Consider the following 17,833-nt stretch of genomic DNA (forward strand, 5'->3'; position numbering starts at 1 on the left):
TTTTTAATGAAAACTATCTACCTGCGTATACTATTTTTTTGCCTGCTGTTTTCAACCGGGTTAAATGCCCATGCCCAGCAAACGCAAAAAATGTATCTGTCCGGTACCGGTAGTGATCATACGGTTAAATGGCAATTTTACTGCTCAGCCGGGCGCAATTCAGGTAAATGGACTACTATTCCGGTTCCCTCTAATTGGGAGCTACAGGGTTTTGGTAAATACAATTACGGTTGGGCTAAAGATACGGCCCGCGGTAAAGAAGTAGGACAGTACAAGTACAGGTTTAAAGTACCGGCATCTTTTAAAGGTAAAACCATACAAATTGTATTTGAAGGCGCCATGACTGATACCGAGGTTAAAATCAATGGTAAGTCGGCCGGCCCTGTTTATCAGGGTTCGTACTACGCCTTTAAGTATGACATCAGCCTGCTAATAAATTATAACGGCGAAAATTTACTCGAAGCTACTGTAGCCAAGCACTCGGCCAATCAATCGGTAAACGAAGCCGAGCGTAAAGGCGATTTCTGGATATTTGGCGGCATATTCCGCCCGGTATATCTGGAGGCATTGCCAGTACAGCATATTAGTCGTGCTTCACTGGATGCACAGGCCAGCGGAGATTTTAAGGCCGATATATATTTGAAAAATGTATTGGCTAACAGTTTGGTATCCGCACAAGTTTATACCATAACCGGCCAACCAGTAGGTGCATCTATAAAGCTGAACGCAACAGATACGCTGGTACATATGCAAAGCAAATTTGAGAGCCTTAAGCTATGGTCGCCCGAGGCTCCCAACCTATATAAAGTAGTGTTCAACCTCACGCAAAATGGCAAGGTAATACATACACTCACTAAGCGCTTTGGGTTCAGAACCATTGAAGTAAAACAACGTGATGGTGTTTATGTAAACGGAAGCAAAATTAAATTTAAAGGCATTAACCGTCACTCGTTTTGGCCAACAACGGGCAGGGCATTGAGCAAAGCGCGCAGCATAGCCGATGTAAACCTGATGAAGGATTTAAATCTGAATGCTGTGCGTATGTCGCATTACCCGCCAGATGATCATTTTTTGGATGTATGCGACTCGCTGGGCTTGTTTGTAATGGATGAACTGGCCGGCTGGCACGGCCATTATGATACGCCTACCGGTACCAGGCTAACGCAAGCGTTGCTGCAGCATGATGAAAATCATCCGTCGGTTGTATTTTGGATTAATGGTAACGAAGGTGGTCATAACTATGAGCTCGATCCACTATTTCGAAAACTGGATATACAGCACCGCCCGGTTATACATGCCTGGGAAGATTTTGGTGGGTTTGATACCCAGCACTACCGCGATTTTAACTATGGCATAGGCAATTATGATAACGGCCACAGCATTGTTATGCCTACCGAATTTTTACATGGTATGTATGATGGTGGACATGGCGCAGGCATACAAGATTATTGGGAAGCCATGTGGCACAACCCGCTGTCGGCCGGCGGCTTCTTGTGGGATTTTGCAGACCAGGGCGTAGTGCGTACCGATAAGAACGGCGCTATTGATACTGATAAAGACCATGGTGCCGATGGTATTGTGGGCCCGTATCATGAAAAAGAAGGCAGTTTTTTCACAGTAAAAGAGGTATGGTCGCCGGTGCATTTCGAGCGCCGCGAAATAGCTTCGGGATTTGACGGTACTTTTGAGCTGGAGAACCGCTATAACTTTACAAACCTTAACCAGTGCAGCTTTACCGGTAAATTGGTGCGGGTTGCAGATACTTATGGCAAGGCTAAAGCCGCCGAGCAAAGTTTTGCTATTACTTCACCTAACATCAAACCATTCGAGAAAGGCGAACTTAAGCTTAATCTGCCCTCCGATTATAAAGGCTACGACTTTTTATACATCACCGTAACCGACAACCACAATCGCGAACTGTTTACCTGGAGCTGGCCAATTACCCGTCCGGAAAGAGCGGCCCGTAAACTGGTGGTAAAAGATGCCAAAGGTGAGGTTATTGTAACAGAGGCCGATTCGCTTTACCGTGTTACGGCTAATGGAATTAAGCTGAGTTTTAGCAAAAATAATGGTATGCTTCGGGCCGTCGAAAATGCTAAGGGTGCCATTCCATTCACAAACGGGCCTATCCTGCAAGAAGGCTTAACTAACTTTAAAGGTTTTACGCAGAAAATGGATGGCAGGAACTTGGTTATTGAATCTACTTACGACCGTAAGGCCAGCTATAATACCCTACAGTGGACCATTTACCCATCGGGCTGGGTAAAGATGAAAGTACGCTATTTTCCCGGCGACTACTTCACCAATTTTGTAGGTGTAAACTTTTCCTTCCCCGAAAAGCAAATAAAGTCTGTAGAGTACATGGGTAGTGGACCGTACCGGGTTTGGAAAAACCGCATGAAGGGTACTCAGCTGGGTGTATGGAAAAAAGATTACAATGATACTGAGACCGGCGAAAGCTGGGTATATCCTGAATTTAAAGGCTATCATGCAAATTTGTACTGGTGTAAATTTATAACCACAGGTCAGCCGTTTACGGTTGTGGCCGAGGACGAGGATACGTTTTTGCGCCTGTTCACCCCAACGGCAAGAGACGACCAGTGGCATAACTATGTGGTTAAATTCCCGTCGGGCGATATATCGTTTATGCAGGGCATAGGCGCTATAGGTAACAAAACACTGGGAGCCGAAGATACCGGGCCGATGGGCATGAAACACATTTTTTACGATTACGAGAAGGAGCCTAAACGGGCCAAAGAATTGAACCTCTATTTTGATTTTTCAGGAAGATGAGAAGGACTTTAAAAATATATATGGGTATGCTTATTGGCTTGTGCCTCATGAGCGCCTCTACCTTTGCAGCCGATATCCAACTGCAAAATTTGCGTACAGAGATGCTGGTAAACCCACAAGGTATCGATGTAACCCAGCCGCGCTTAAGCTGGCAAATACAAAGTAGTGGCCGTAACGTTCAGCAAATGGCTTATGAAGTTCTAGTGGCATCCACTCAGGCTAAGCTGGCCGCCAACCAGGGTGATTTGTGGACTTCGGGCAAAACGGCCTCCAATGAATCGATCATGGTTACCTACAAAGGCAAGGCCCTTAAAAGTGGTACTGCCTGTTATTGGAAGGTGAAAGTGTACACCAACAACGGCGAAAGTGCCTGGAGCAGCCCGGCTAAATGGAGCATGGGTTTATTGCTGCCTGCCAACTGGAAAGCCAAATGGATAGGATATGAAAAAGGGTTTGCATGGGATAGCGTTTCTAAGTTTTCACGTTTATCGGCCCGGTATTTCCGTAAGGAGTTTGCTTCGGCAACGAAGGTGAAACGGGCAACGGCTTATATCTCTGGCCTTGGGCATTATGAGTTATATATCAATGGCAAATACATTGGTAACCAGGTATTGGCACAAATGCCTACCGATTATAACAAATCGGTACAGTACACCACTTATGATGTTACAGCTGAGGTAAAGCCAGGTAAGAATGCTGTTGCAACCGTATTAGGCAACGGGCGGTATTTTACTATGCGTCCTAAGTACAAGCCTAAAAAGATAAAGGAGTTCGGCTTTCCAAAAATGCTGTTGCAACTGGATATTGAGTATCAGGACGGTCATCACCAACTGGTAGTAAGCGACCAAACCTGGCGCATGACTGCCGATGGCCCTATACGCACCAATAACGAATATGATGGCGAAGAATATGATGCCACCAAAGAATTGGGAGGCTGGAATAAAGCAGGCTATAATGATACTAAATGGCTAAAGCCACAACTTACGCCGGTGCCTACCGGTAAACTGGTAGCCCAAATGAGCGAACCTATTAAGGTGATGCAAACGCTTAAACCAAAAAAGCTGAACGAGTTAAAATCGGGCACCTATATTATGGATATGGGCCAGAACATGACCGGCTGGATCAAGTTTAAAGTAAAGGGCAAACGCGGTGATAAAGTAACGCTCCGCTTTGCCGAAACACTGCAAAAAGACGGAAGCCTGTACATAGCCAACTTGCGCGACGCAAAGGTGACCGACGTTTACACTTTAAAGGGCAGCACCGAAGAAACCTGGCACCCAGTGTTTGTGTATCATGGTTTTAGATATGTAGAAGTTACCGGTTATCCGGGCAAACCTAAAGAGAGTGATTTTACAGGTGATGTGGTATATGATGCGCTGGCTACTATTGGAAGTTTCGAAACATCAAACGATATAATTAACCAGGTCTATAAAAATACCTGGTGGGGCGTGGCTGGTAATTACAAAGGCATGCCGGTTGATTGTCCGCAACGCAACGAGCGTATGCCGTGGCTGGGCGACCGCGCTACCGGTTCATTGGGCGAGAGCTTTATTTTTGATAACCATAAGCTATACTCCAAATGGCTGGATGATATTGAGGAAGCGCAAACACCTGAAGGTGCCATCCCTGACGTAGCCCCGGCTTACTGGAACTACTACAGTGATAACATGACCTGGCCCGGCACCTATATCTTGATTGCCGATATGCTGTACAAGCAATACGGCGACCTGCGCCCGGCAGAGAAGCACTATGCCTCCATGAAAAAATGGCTCAGTTACATGCAGGGCAAATACATGAAAGATTACATCCTTACTAAAGACAAGTACGGCGACTGGTGTGTACCGCCCGAATCGCCAGAATTAATTCACGCTAAGGATAGCACCCGTACCACAAACGGTCAGTTGATTGCAACAGCCTACTACCACCGCATGCTGTTCCTGATGAAGCGATTCGCAAAGCTGCTGAACAAACCACAGGATGCGCAAGCGTTTTCGGCGTTATCAGTAAAGATTGCTGATGCCTTTAACGCTAAATTTTATAATGCACAAACGCAGCAGTATGACAATGGCACCGTAACAGCCAACCTGCTGCCTTTATATTTTGATATTACGCCTGTTGCTAACCGCAAGGCCGTATTTGCCAACATTGTTAAACGGGTAACCACTACCGATAACAGCCATATAGCCACCGGTGTTATTGGTACGCAATGGCTCATGCGCGGACTAACCGAGTACGGCCGTCCCGACCTCGCTTATAAAATTGCTACTAATAAAGATTACCCCAGCTGGGGCTACATGGCCGAGCGCGGTGCTACCACCATATGGGAGTTGTGGAACGGCGATACGGCTAACCCTAGCATGAATTCGGGCAACCATGTGATGCTGCTGGGCGATTTGATAGTATGGTACTACCAAAATCTGGCGGCTATTAAAGCAGGTATTAACCAACCTGGCTTTAAACAGGTGGTTATGAAACCAATGCTTACCGATGGTTTAAGTTTCGTTAATGCATCTTACAAAACGCCGTACGGCCTGGTAAAAAGCGAGTGGAAAAAAGGTAATAATTTCGATTGGAATATTACCGTTCCGGCAAACGCAACAGCTTTGATTTCTATTCCCGCAAAATCGGTTGATGCGGTAACTGAGGGCGGAAAAAAAGCTGCAGAGGCTGATGGATTAAAGTTTGTGAAAATGGATGCAGGTATGGCAGTATTTGAGGCCGGTTCAGGTACTTACAGCTTTAAATCGGATTTATAGTCAAGTTTATTAAGAGAAGAAATTTCAATAACCAATTATGAAAAGCTTTAAACCATTATTCATCAGCGGAGCGGCAGCATTGCTTTTTACCGTAAATGCTTATGCCCAGCAGGGTACATCTGCGGCCGATGCCAAACCCGCCATGACTGCCGAACAGCGCGCCAAGTCTGACGAAGACTCCAATAAAAAAGCGGCAGAATGGGTTGCAGCATTAACCCTAAACGACACCAAAAAAGAAACCGCGTTGAAAGAGGTTATAGCTACACATCTTAAAACCATACGCGACTGGAACAACGATCATCCGTATACTACCGTTCCGGCAGGTATCAACCCTTATACTGGCAAGCCATTAAGCACCATGGACAGGCAGATCATCGCCATTTCGGCCATGCCCAAATCGGTGCATGAGAACCTGATGAGCGGCCTGCGCCAAAACCTTACTGAGCCGCAGGTAGAAGCGATACTGGATAAGTACACCATTGGCAAGGTAGCATTTACCTTAAATGGCTACAAGAGCATTGTTCCAAATCTGACGGAGCAGGAGGAAAAGGTACTGACCGATAACCTGAAAAAAGCCCGCGAACAAGCAGTTGACTTTAAGAACATGACCCAGATATCGGCCATATTTGAGATATACAAAACCTATAACGAGCAATACCTGAATACCCACGGCCGTAACTGGCACGATATGTTTAAAGCCTATACCGATGCGGTTAAGGCTAAAAAGGCGGCTGCTAAAGCGGCTGCTGAGGGTAAACCTGCCCAATAAATACTACCAAAATGAAGTACACCTCAATTGCAAAAAAAGGAATTATAGCACTGTTGTTTTCTGCCATGGCAGGAATAGGTAGCGCCCAAACTATAAGTAACCCCTGGCGTAGCGGCATCGTTAACGATGAGTTTATTTATGAGAAAGCGCCTTACAAAGAGTGCCATTCATCAACCGTTGTTGAAACGCCTAAAGGCTTGGTAGCTGCCTGGTTTGGTGGTACCAAAGAGCGTAACCCCGATGTTTGTATTTGGGTAAGCCGCCTGGTTAAGGGTAAATGGACCGAAGGGGTAAATGTAGCCAACGGCATACAAAACGATACGTTACGCTATCCAACCTGGAACCCCGTATTATACCAGATACCGGGCGGCGAGCTGATGCTGTTTTACAAAATTGGCCCCAGCCCATCCACCTGGAAAGGGTATTTTAAAACTTCTAAAGATGGTGGTATGACCTGGTCGGGACAAAAGGCTTTACCCGAAGGGTATTTAGGTCCTATTAAAAACAAGCCGGTATTAGTAGGTAAAAATTTAATTTGCCCAACCAGTACGGAAGGTAAAGGCGGCTGGCGCGTACATTTTGAGATAACTCCAGATTTTGGCAAAACCTGGAAAAAAGTAACAGTTGCTAAAGGGCCTGATTCTTTAGAAGCTATACAGCCAAGCATTTTAAAACATAAAGATGGCCGCTTGCAAATACTGGCCCGTAGCCGTAACCGTGCGGTGCTGGAGTCCTGGTCATCAGATCAGGGTATGACCTGGTCGCCGCTGGCTAAAACCAATTTGCCGAATAATAATTCGGGTACCGACGCGGTGACGTTAAAGGATGGCCGCCAGTTATTGGTTTATAACCACGTGCTGCCACCCGGAACATTAGCCAAAGGTCCGCGCACACCACTGAATGTAGCAGTAAGCAAAAACGGCAAAACCTGGTATGCAGCTTTAATCTTAGAAGATTCACCCATCAGCCAATATTCCTATCCGTCGGTTATACAAAGCAGCGATGGTATGGTGCACTTTGTGTACACCTGGCGTCGCCTGCGTATTAAGCACGTGGCAGTGGATCCTAAAAAGTTGAAACTGGTTGAGATTAAAAATGGTGAGTGGCCTAAGGTAGCCGGTTATACGTTGCCGGAGATAAAAGCGGATAGTAAGGATTTATAAAGCTAAACTATACCAATGTTGTTGCAAGGAGCGATAACAACGTGGCGATCTCCTCAAGCTTGGTCAATAGCCTTGTATATGGAGATTGCTTCGTTCCCTGTAATGAACGTATTAATATAAAATAACATTGAAAAAAATACTTAAAAAGTGCGTGGCAGGATTACTTTGGATAGTGATATTCAGTGTGAGCGCTTCCTATGCCCAAACCAACAATTCCGATAACGAGTACAAGAAACCCCTGAAGCAGGTGCTTACCGAAATTCAGGATCGTTTTCATGTAAAGATCAAGTACTCGGAAGATATGGTGAAAGACCGCTTCGTACCCTATGCCGACTGGCGCTACAAAACCACAGCTGCAGCAACACTCGCTTCGGTATTGGCACCGCTGGATATGAAGGTAAATGAGGAAGGCCACAATGCTTTCAAGCTAAAATATTATGAATACTCGCGCATAACAGTTGAGGAAGGACGAGAAAAGCTGGCTTACCTTTCATCACGTTATAACGACAAAACCAGCTGGGAGAAACGGAAGTACGATTTGCGCCCCTGCATGTTGCAGGCTTTGCAGTTATCGCCCATGCCCGCCCGGCCTAAATCAAAACCTATCATTACCAATAAACGGGTAATGGATGGCTATACCATCGAGAATATTGCTATTGAAACATTACCCGGCGTTTATGTAAGCGGGTCGTTATATAAGCCTTTAAAAATTAAAGGTAAAATACCGGTTGTACTTTGCCCAGACGGGCACTTTGGCGATGGCCGCTACCGTGCCGACGGGCAATACCGTTATGCCACGCTGGCTCGTATGGGTGCCATGGCTATTAGTTATGACCTGTTTGCCTGGGGCGAATCTTTGCTGCAATTTAAGGGCGAAGACCACCGCCGTAGTTTGGCTATGACGGTACAAGCGTTAAACAGTTTCCGCATACTGGATTATTTATTAACGCTTAAAGAAGCTGATCCAAACCGTGTTGCTATTACTGGCGCATCAGGCGGCGGCAGCCAAACTATGTTGATTACGGCTTTGGATGACCGTATTAAGTTAAGTGTACCTGTGGTAATGCTATCCAGCTATTTTTCGGGTGGATGTCCTTGCGAAAGCGGGCAACCGGTGCATTTGTGCGGTGGCGGCACCAATAATGATGAACTGGCTGCTATGGCTGCGCCACGCCCGCAACTGGTGATATCAGATGGTGGCGACTGGTCTGCCAATGTGCCCGATACCGATTTGCCTTACCTGCAAAAAATATACGGATACTATGGTAAACCCGAGATGGTGCAAAATGCCCACTTTCCAAAAGAAGGACATGACTACGGCAAATCAAAACGTTTAGCCATGTACGATTTTGTAGCTAAGCATTTTAACCTGAACCTTAACGCCGTAAAAGGTGCAGACGGTAAAGTTGACGAATCGAAAGTTACTATAGAAAAATACCCGGCTCAATACGTTTTTGGTCCTAAAGGTGAAAACCTGCCGGCCAATGCCATACACGGGTTTGATCAGTTAGAGAAACTGTTTAACAAGTAAGCTAAACGAAACCCTCTTTTGCCGTAATGGCGTGGAGTGTTGAAAAAATAAATGCGTTAGGAATAGCGGATAAAGGCTGGTGGCTAACGCCTGCAAGCGTATGAGCGGATAGCCCAGCCTGTAAGGAACGCCAATATAAACCAAAAATAAAAAGCTTTTTATTAAAGCGGAAACGTACAAAACGATGAAAACTACATCAACCAGGCGTAATTTCCTTGCCCAGGGAGCTATGTTAACAGCAAGTGTTGCACTGTTGCAAAGCAGCTGGGCATCTACGTTTACTAATATGGCTAAAGGTCAGCGTTATAAAGTTGCTGTGGTTGATCTGATGATCTTAAAAAGGCAAAAGCTTGGTGCCTTCCAGCTAGCTAAAGATATTGGCGCAGATGGGGTAGAGGTGGATATGGGAGGTTTAGGTAATCGCCCTACGTTCGAAAACCAGCTGGCCCAGCCCGAAATACGCCAGCAGTTTTTAGATAAGGCTAAAGAACTGAACTTGGAAATATGCTCGCTGGCCATGACCGGCTTTTTCGCCCAGTCGTTTGCCAAGCGTGATGGGGTGGACCGCATGGTGCAGGATTGTATCGATACCATGAAGGCCATGAACGTTAAAGTGGCATTTTTGCCATTAGGCGTAAACAGTGACCTGACCAAGAATCCTGAACTTCGTCCGGCTGTGATAGAGCGCCTGAAACTGATTGCGCCCAAAGCCGAAGAAGTAGGGGTGGTTATTGGGATAGAAACATCGCTGAATGCTACCGACGAAGCTAAGCTGCTGGATGAAGTAGGCTCAAAGGCTATTAAAAGTTACTTCAATTTTTCTAATGCCTGGGATAATGGGCGCGATGTGAACGAAGAATTGAAGATACTAGGAAAAAAACGCATTTGCCAGATCCATTGCACCAACACCGACGGCGCATGGCTGCAGAATGACCCTAAAGTTGATCTGAAAAAAGTTAAGAAAACCCTGGATAAGATGAAGTGGGAAGGCTGGCTAGTGATAGAACGCTCACGCGATGTGAAGGATCCTCGCAACGTAAAGTGGAATTTCAGTGCCAATACGGCTTTTGTGAAATCGGTGTTTCAAGAGTAAAAACAATTATGTCATTGCGAGGAGCGATAATGACGTGGCAATCTTCTCTGAGCGGTTAACAGCATTGCACGCAAAGATTGCCACTATAATGGTCGCAATAACTTGAGTGATTAAAATTAAATGATGGATAAAACCTTACGCCAAATAATCTGCATCCTTTCGATGGCCTGCCTTTCGGTAAGCGTACAAGCTGCAGATATTTATTTATCGCCTACAGGCGCCGATAGCAACTCGGGTACTAAAGTAGCGCCCAAAGCTACACTGCATGCGGCCTTGCGTCAGGCACGTGAGCTGCGGCGGCTGGATGATGCATCGGTTAAAGGCGGTATCCATATTATAATGTTAGGCGGTACTTATGGACTTACCGAACCAGTATTTATCCGCCCCGAAGATTCAGGCACCGAGCAGTCACCTACCTATATCGAAGCAGCACCTAACCAACAACCTGTACTGGATGGCGGCATTGCCATAAAAGGTTGGAAAAAATTAAATACTCCCGTTTCCGGACTTTCAGCAGCAGCTAAGGGTAAAATTTGGGTGAGTGATTTGCCTGCATTTGAAGGCCAGCCCTTCCAATTCAGGCAAATCTGGATAAACGGCCACAAGGCTGTTCGTGCACGTGAAACAGACAGAGATAATCAAATGGCTCGAATCCTGTCGCTGGATAAGGCTAAACAAGAAATATGGATACCTACGCCAACGGTAAAATTGCCTGCCAATGCGGGGCAAATGGAAATGGTGATTCACCAGATGTGGGCTATTGCCAATCTGCGGGTAAAAACCGTTACAGTACAAGGCAAGCAAACCAAGCTTACCTTTCAACAACCCGAAAGTCGTATACAATTTGAACACCCCTGGCCGCAAGCAGTTATTGATAAGGACAATAAGATGAACGGCAATTCGGCGTTTTACCTTACTAACGCCATTGAGTTTTTAGATGAGCCGGGTGAGTGGTATGCCGACCTAAAAACCAATAAACTATATTATTGGCCACGTACAGGGGAGGATATGCCCCAGGCACGGGTGGTAGCTCCCGCTTTAGAAACTTTGTTAACGATAGCCGGTACTATTGACAGACCTGTGAGCAATGTGTATGTAAAAGGCATTGGTTTTGAGCACGCTACCTGGCTGCGCCCATCGCAGCAAGGGCATGTGCCGCACCAGGCCGGCATGTACATGATAGATGCCTACAAGTTGAAAATTGCCGGTACGCCGGAGAAACAAGGGCTTGAAAACCAGGCCTGGGTTGGTCGTCCGGAGGCAGCCGTTAAGGTAGCTTTTGCTAATCACACCGGTTTCGAGAGCTGCCGTTTTGAGCACCTGGCTTCTACCGGGCTTGATTATCAGCGGGGCACGCATAATAATGAGATAAAAGGTAATCTATTCAAAGACATTGGCGGTACGGGCATACAGGTGGGCATTTTTTCAGACGAGGCAATTGAGGTGCACCTGCCCTACAATCCCAAAGATGAACGAGAAGTTTGTACCAACGAGCAAGTAGTAAACAACCTGGTAACCGATGTAACCAATGAGGATTGGGGCTGTGTGGGCATTGGCGCTGGCTACGTTAAAAACATCAACATTGCGCATAACGAGATAAGCGAGGTTTCGTATTCTGGAATTAGTATGGGCTGGGGATGGAGTAAACTCAGTAACGTTATGAGCGGCAACAAAATAACTGCCAATAAGATACATCATTATGGCAAGCACTTGTACGATGTAGCGGGCATTTATACCCTATCAGCACAGCCCGGTTCAGTTATTAGCCAAAACATGGTTGATAGCATATACAAAGTGCCTTATGCGCATGATCTGCATCACTGGTTTTACTTGTACTGCGACGAAGGCTCGTCCGGGTTTACTGTAAAAGACAACTGGTGCCCTGCCGATAAGTTTCTGCAAAATGCCAACGGGCCCGATAATAAATGGACGAACAATGGTCCGCAGGTAGATGCAGCCATACGTGCCAATGCGGGTCTGGAGCCGGCTTATCGTCAGCTATTAAAATACCAGTCTGCTGTAGGCAGGCCGTCAACCATTAATTATGTAGGCTATGATGCTTATGCAGATGAACCGCAGATAATTGAAGTAGTAGGGGCTAGCAACGGCGGCTTAGATGCCGATAAGGTGAGAGATATATGCATGCGCCACGGCATACCGGCTTCATCTGTTTACCAGTGGAAAAACAGGCTGGTACTGTTTGGTTACATACCAGGCGCCGAAAAAATTCGCGAGCTGCTTAAAAAAGCGTTTCCGGATGCCGAGGTAAAAAACTATATCGATAAGGTATACACTTTCAATAATAAAAAGCACTGTAAAGATGCCACGGTGGCTAATCAATGGGATAACATTATCCTTACTGCCAATTTGGTGAATGACTCTAAAAAACAACAGGAGTATATTAATTACCATGCTACACAATTCCAGAAGTGGCCTGAAGTAAGCAGAGGCTTTTGCAAGGCAAGTTTTCAGCAACTATTGGTTTATAAAAATGGCAGGCAATTAATGCTGGTCATCAGCATACCCAAAGGTGAAAGCCTGGATAAGCTAAACCCGAAAACTACCGAAAATAACCCTCGGGTGGATGACTGGAACGCCATTATGAAAAATTATCAGGAAGGTATTACAGGTACCAAGCCAGGCAAGGTTTGGGTTTTTATGGAGCCGGTTAAGTAATAATAACAGCAATAAGGAACAACAATGTTAAAAATAGGAATATTAGGATTAGGAGAGGGGCGTAGCACCATGTCGGCTGCATTAGGGAGTGATAAGCTTGAACTGAAAATGGTATGTGACCGCAGCCAGGACGTATGTAAGCATCGGGCTAAAGAGTTCGATTTTCACAGCTATACCACCGAATACCAGGATATGCTGAACGATGCGGAGATTGATCTGATTGCTATTTATACGCCCGATCATTTGCATGCCGAACATGTAAAACAGGCACTGCTGGCAGGTAAACACGTGGTGTGTACCAAACCGTTTATTGATGATTTAAAAGACGCTAACGAACTGATTAGTTTGGCTGAATCAACCGGTAAAAAGGTGTTTGTTGGTCAAAGCTCACGTTTTTTTGAACCTGCCAAAAGGCAACGTAAAGATTTCGAGGCCGGATTAATTGGCGATCTTATTACCATTGAAGCCGAGTATCATGCCGATCATCGCTGGTTTTTAGAGAAGCCCTGGGCGCTTGAACCGGCTTTTAAATGGCTTTATGGCGGATTGAGCCACCCGGTTGACTTTGTGCGCTGGTACCTGCCTAATGTAGAAGAAGTGATGGGGTACGGCATGATTAGTAGTAACGGTAAAAAAGCCGGACTGAAAAATGAAGATACGATGCACTTTATTTTTAAGGCTACGGATGGCCGTATTGCCCGTGTAAGTGGTGCTTATACCGGTCCTACACAACCTGCCCAGCGCGATAGCGGCATGAGCACCATACTGCGCGGCACCGAAGGTGCATCGCAAGCCGATTATCATGAGCTGCGCTATGCCGTAACCGATAAAACAGGTGAGGAAAAGATCATCCATTGGGGTGACGCAACCTTGAAGCATTACTTTCGGTTTGAAGGGCAAAGCCACCACGCTGGCGAGTACCAGAATTACCTGGAATATGTGGCTGATTGTTTAGAAACCGAGCAAACCCCATACCCCGACGTAAAAGAGGGCATAGGCACCGTTGCCTTACTACAGGCTATGGATCGCACTCTAAAAACCGGCGCGCCTGTAAAGGTGGCCGATATACTGGCCGAATATAATATCACTGCTGAAACACTTAAAGCCTAACCAGAATGGGCAACATTATAGAGCGCTTAACCGGATTAGATTATGCCATTGTGGCCGTATACCTCATTATATTAATTGTAATAGGATACCGCGCAAGCTTTGGCAACAAAAAGAAAACAGACGAAACATTGTTTCTGGCCGATAAGTCATTAGGCTGGAGCAGCATTGGTTTCAACATGTGGGGCACCAATGTAGGGCCCTCTATGCTGCTGGCTTTTGCCAGTATCGGCTATAGCACCGGTATTGTGGCCGTAAATTTCGACTGGTATGCATTTGTATTTCTCATGCTGCTGGCGTTGGTATTTGCTCCGCGCTACCTTGCCGCCCGGGTAAGTACCATGCCCGAGTTTATGGGCAACCGTTACGGCGATTCAACACGCACTATCCTGGCCTGGTATGCACTCATTAAAATACTGATCTCCTGGCTGTCATTGGGCTTATTTGCCGGTGGCTTTTTGGTGCGTCAGATACTGGGTATACCCATGTGGCAATCCGTAATTGCACTGGTATCATTTGCCGGCCTGTTTGCTTTTGCGGGTGGATTAAAAGCAATAGCCAAGGTAAACGTTTTTCAGATGCTGTTGCTTATTGCCGTATCGTTAACCTTAACCATTTTAGGCGTAAATAAGGTAGGCGGCCTCTCGGCAGTTTACCACAGCGTACCTGCCGATTACTGGAACCTTGTACACCCCGCCAGTGATCCAAAATACCCCTGGTATGCTATTTTATTGGGTTATCCTGTGGCCGCTGTGGCTTTCTTTTGTACCGATCAGGCTATGGTGCAATCGGTACTTGGTGCCAAAAACCTGGAGCAGGGGCAACTGGGCGTAAACTTTATTGGCTGGCTTAAAATATTATCGCTGCCTTTATTTATCCTGACCGGCATTTTGTGTTACATCCTCTTCCCGCACTTAAAAGATCCGGCCGAAGCTTACATGACCATGGTAACCAACTTATTCCCTCCGGGTATGAATGGGCTGGTTATTGTAGTGTTGATTGCTGTACTGGTAGGCACTATTGGCTCATCACTTAATGCGTTAAGTACCGTATTTACAACGGATGTTTATGCCGAAAGCATCAACCCTAACGCCACAACTGCAGATAAGATCAGAGTAGGGCGTATTACCGTAGTAGTGGGCTGCCTGTTTGCCATTGTAATGGCGCTGGCTATTGACAGCATTAAAGGGCTTAATTTGTTTGATGTGTTTCAATCGGTATTGGGCTTCATCGCTCCGCCATTGTCGGTAGTGTTTTTGCTCACTGTTTTTTGGAAACGCACCACACGCAAGGCGGTTAATGTTACGCTGTCTGCAGGGTCGGCGTTTAGTTTACTGGTAGGCATAACTTATTTGTGGGTGTTACCACCCAGCCGGTATAATTTTTGGCCGCATTACCTGTTGCTTTCATTTTTAATTTTTGCGTTTCTGCTTATAGTGGCCGTTTTAATCTCGCTGCTGGATACATCGCCGGAAATTTACACGCCGGCCGAAAACGAAATACGTGATTTGCCTAAGGCCACATCACGCGTAAAAATTGCCTGGATATTGTTAACCATAGTGATGATAGGATTATACATCATTTTTAACGGACATTAATATGAAAAAAAGTATACTGGATAAATGTTTAACCGCTTTGTGTTCTGCATCGGCAGTAATGTTTGCTCTTTTAACTATAGTGCCTGCGATTGGGCATGCACAAGCACCAACTGCTAAAGCCACCTGGATATGGTACCCCGGCGATTACGAAATATGGTTAAGCAATAAAATGCAGAATCGCCGTACCGAGCGTGGTTCATTTTTTCCGCCATTTTGGAAACTGGATAGTCATTATGCCCTCATTGATTTTCATAAAGACTACAACCTGGCTGCTGCCGAGGAAGCTGAGATTGCCGTGGAAGGTCAGTACAATTTGAAGATAGATGGTAAAGCCTTTACTGGTTATCCCAAATCAATTACCCTTCCTGCAGGCAAGCACCGTATCAGCCTTAAGGTTTACAACCAGGGCAGCGTGCCTGCGGTATTTGTGAAAAGCCCGCATATAGCAACCGATAGCACCTGGCTGGTAACTTTTGAGGATAAGGAATGGATTGATGCTTCGGGCAAAACCTCGGATGTATCGGCTACGCAGTATGTGCCTGCTGGCGCCTGGAACTTTAACGAGGCGGCTTCTTTGCCATCTCAGTTCCATCTGCCTACCATACCGCAAAAAGCCGTTAGCCTGGATAAAAAAGGGCACTCCATACTGGTTGATTTTGGTAAAGAAACCTTTGGCTATGTTAAACTGCATGGCGTAAAAGGCAAAGGTAAAATTACGCTTTACTACGGCGAGTCTAAGGAGGAAGCGTTGGATACCCAAGGCGGCGAGTTGCTGGATAAAATTGAGGCCGACCAATCCCAAACAGGCGATATTACCATTAACGGCTCAAGGGCTTTCCGGTATGTGAATGTGCAGTATGATGATGACGTCAATATCAATGACGTATCAATGCTGTATGAATACTCGCCGGTAGAGCAACGCGGCAGCTTCCGTTGTTCAGACGAGCAAATAAATAAAATATGGGATGTGGCAGCCTATACCATGCAGCTTAATACCCGCGAGTTTTTTATTGATGGTATTAAGCGCGACCGCTGGGTATGGTCGGGCGATGCAGCGCAAAGTTACCTGATGAACTATTACCTGTACTTTGATTCGCCTACGGTAAAGCGCACCATCAGCGCCCTGCGCGGTAAAGATCCGGTTACCAGCCACATCAATACTATTATGGATTATACCTTTTACTGGTTTATCAGTATTTATGATTACTACCAGCATTCGGGCGATCAGGCGTTCATCAAACAATCGTACCCCGGTATGCAAAGCATGATGAACTATTGCCTTTCGCGCCGTAACGCTAACGGACTAATGCAGGGCCAGGCCGGCGACTGGGTATTTATTGACTGGGCCGATGGCCTGAGCAAACAAGGCGAAGTAAGTTTTGAGCAACTACTGCTGTGTCGCAGTTTGGAAACTATGGCGCTTTGTGCCAACATTATGAAAGACCCTAAAGCCGCTGCCAAATACAGCGCGCTGGCTAAGGATTTAAAAGCAAAGCTATTTACCTACTACTGGAATGCCCAAAAGCACGCCCTGGTACATAGCCGTGTTAATGGTAAGCAAACGGATAATGTTACCCGCTATGCCAACATGTTTGGCATCTTCTTCAACTACTTTAACGAGGCGCAAAAGCAGGATGTAAAAAAATATGTTTTGATGAACGATAAGGTACAAAAAATAACCACGCCTTACATGCGCTTTTATGAGCTGGAAGCCTTATGCGCTATGGGCGAGCAGGGTTATGTTTTAAAGCAGATGAAAGATTACTGGGGCGGTATGCTCAACTTGGGTGCAACATCATTTTGGGAAGAGTACAATCCGGACAAAAAAGGAGCTGAACATTACGCCATGTACGGCAGGCCGTTTGGTAAAAGTTTATGCCATGCCTGGGGCGCCAGTCCTATTTATTTGTTGGGTAAGTATTACCTGGGTGTAAAGCCAACAGCACCGGCCTATCAAACTTATGTTATTGAGCCGCAACTGGGTGGCCTGCAGTGGATGGAAGGTGCCGTACCTACGCCCAATGGTGATATAAAAGTTAATGTAACCACACAGCAAATTAAAGTAAGTGCCCAAACGGGTACGGGTACGTTACGTATTAAAAGCAAAACCAAGCCGGTTTGTAATGATGCAACCATCAAAACCATAGCTAACGGCGCGTACGAAATTAGTATACAAAAAGGAAAAGATTATACAATAAATTACACCGCAATTTAGGCAATTTGCGTGTTCGTCTAGCTTAGGCCGAAATGGCTAACCGATTGTAATTTAATGTATACAACAATATTCAGAAAGTATTTAAAGCCATCCCCCCCGGGGAGGGTTTGGGTAGGGCTCTTGTTGCTTTTA

The 17,833-nt window shown here is 45.9% G+C and carries 10 protein-coding genes; all 10 read left to right on the forward strand.

Translation table 11 applies throughout. The annotated features are described in order from the left end of the window. Nucleotides 1–6 precede the first annotated feature (6 nt). The 10 genes from ABDD95_RS04180 to ABDD95_RS04225 all read left to right on the forward strand — a co-directional run bounded on the left by ABDD95_RS04180 (nucleotide 7) and on the right by ABDD95_RS04225 (nucleotide 17,701). Nucleotides 7–2,793, forward strand: coding sequence for a glycoside hydrolase family 2 TIM barrel-domain containing protein (locus tag ABDD95_RS04180; RefSeq protein WP_345950647.1), 2,787 nt, complete (start codon nucleotides 7–9; stop codon nucleotides 2,791–2,793). Then, nucleotides 2,790–5,549, forward strand: coding sequence for a family 78 glycoside hydrolase catalytic domain (locus tag ABDD95_RS04185; RefSeq protein ID WP_345950648.1), 2,760 nt, complete (start codon nucleotides 2,790–2,792; stop codon nucleotides 5,547–5,549). Before ABDD95_RS04180 ends, ABDD95_RS04185 begins: the two co-directional genes overlap by 4 nt. Nucleotides 5,550–5,586: 37 nt before the next feature. Further along, complete coding sequence (locus ABDD95_RS04190) at nucleotides 5,587–6,318, forward strand: DUF3826 domain-containing protein (protein WP_345950649.1); 732 nt, start codon at nucleotides 5,587–5,589, stop codon at nucleotides 6,316–6,318. 11 nt (nucleotides 6,319–6,329) lie between these two features. Further along, complete coding sequence (locus ABDD95_RS04195) at nucleotides 6,330–7,481, forward strand: sialidase family protein (protein WP_345950650.1); 1,152 nt, start codon at nucleotides 6,330–6,332, stop codon at nucleotides 7,479–7,481. Between the two features lie 127 nt (nucleotides 7,482–7,608). Further along, entirely contained in the window at nucleotides 7,609–9,012 is a 1,404-nt protein-coding gene (locus ABDD95_RS04200) for an acetylxylan esterase (protein WP_345950651.1), read from the forward strand. A 184-nt stretch (nucleotides 9,013–9,196) separates the two neighbouring features. Further along, complete coding sequence (locus ABDD95_RS04205) at nucleotides 9,197–10,105, forward strand: sugar phosphate isomerase/epimerase family protein (RefSeq protein ID WP_345950652.1); 909 nt, start codon at nucleotides 9,197–9,199, stop codon at nucleotides 10,103–10,105. A 120-nt stretch (nucleotides 10,106–10,225) separates the two neighbouring features. Next, nucleotides 10,226–12,781, forward strand: coding sequence for an L-rhamnose mutarotase (locus tag ABDD95_RS04210; RefSeq protein ID WP_345950653.1), 2,556 nt, complete (start codon nucleotides 10,226–10,228; stop codon nucleotides 12,779–12,781). A 24-nt stretch (nucleotides 12,782–12,805) separates the two neighbouring features. Next, the gene (locus ABDD95_RS04215) at nucleotides 12,806–13,891 is read left to right on the forward strand and encodes a Gfo/Idh/MocA family oxidoreductase (RefSeq protein WP_345950654.1); all 1,086 of its coding nucleotides are present in this window, start codon (nucleotides 12,806–12,808) and stop codon (nucleotides 13,889–13,891) included. Between the two features lie 5 nt (nucleotides 13,892–13,896). Further along, a complete protein-coding gene (locus tag ABDD95_RS04220) occupies nucleotides 13,897–15,486 on the forward strand; it encodes a sodium/solute symporter (protein WP_345950655.1) in 1,590 nt (529 codons plus the stop codon). A gap of 1 nt (nucleotide 15,487) precedes the next feature. After that, nucleotides 15,488–17,701 (forward strand): alpha-L-rhamnosidase C-terminal domain-containing protein, encoded by a 2,214-nt coding sequence (locus ABDD95_RS04225; protein WP_345950656.1) that lies wholly within the window; start codon nucleotides 15,488–15,490, stop codon nucleotides 17,699–17,701. The last annotated feature ends 132 nt before the right edge of the window (nucleotides 17,702–17,833 follow it).

The organism is Mucilaginibacter sp. PAMB04274 (assembly GCF_039634385.2).
In the GTDB taxonomy this organism is placed as follows: domain Bacteria; phylum Bacteroidota; class Bacteroidia; order Sphingobacteriales; family Sphingobacteriaceae; genus Mucilaginibacter.

Excerpts from the sequence above, each read along its gene's own strand:
- ABDD95_RS04180 (WP_345950647.1), top strand. The coding sequence starts at position 7 with ATGAAAACTATCTACCTGCGTATACTATTTTTTTGCCTGCTGTTTTCA.
- ABDD95_RS04185 (WP_345950648.1), top strand. The coding sequence starts at position 2,790 with ATGAGAAGGACTTTAAAAATATATATGGGTATGCTTATTGGCTTGTGC.
- ABDD95_RS04190 (WP_345950649.1), top strand. The coding sequence starts at position 5,587 with ATGAAAAGCTTTAAACCATTATTCATCAGCGGAGCGGCAGCATTGCTT.
- ABDD95_RS04195 (WP_345950650.1), top strand. The coding sequence starts at position 6,330 with ATGAAGTACACCTCAATTGCAAAAAAAGGAATTATAGCACTGTTGTTT.
- ABDD95_RS04205 (WP_345950652.1), top strand. The coding sequence starts at position 9,197 with ATGAAAACTACATCAACCAGGCGTAATTTCCTTGCCCAGGGAGCTATG.
- ABDD95_RS04210 (WP_345950653.1), top strand. The coding sequence starts at position 10,226 with ATGATGGATAAAACCTTACGCCAAATAATCTGCATCCTTTCGATGGCC.
- ABDD95_RS04215 (WP_345950654.1), top strand. The coding sequence starts at position 12,806 with ATGTTAAAAATAGGAATATTAGGATTAGGAGAGGGGCGTAGCACCATG.
- ABDD95_RS04220 (WP_345950655.1), top strand. The coding sequence starts at position 13,897 with ATGGGCAACATTATAGAGCGCTTAACCGGATTAGATTATGCCATTGTG.
- ABDD95_RS04225 (WP_345950656.1), top strand. The coding sequence starts at position 15,488 with ATGAAAAAAAGTATACTGGATAAATGTTTAACCGCTTTGTGTTCTGCA.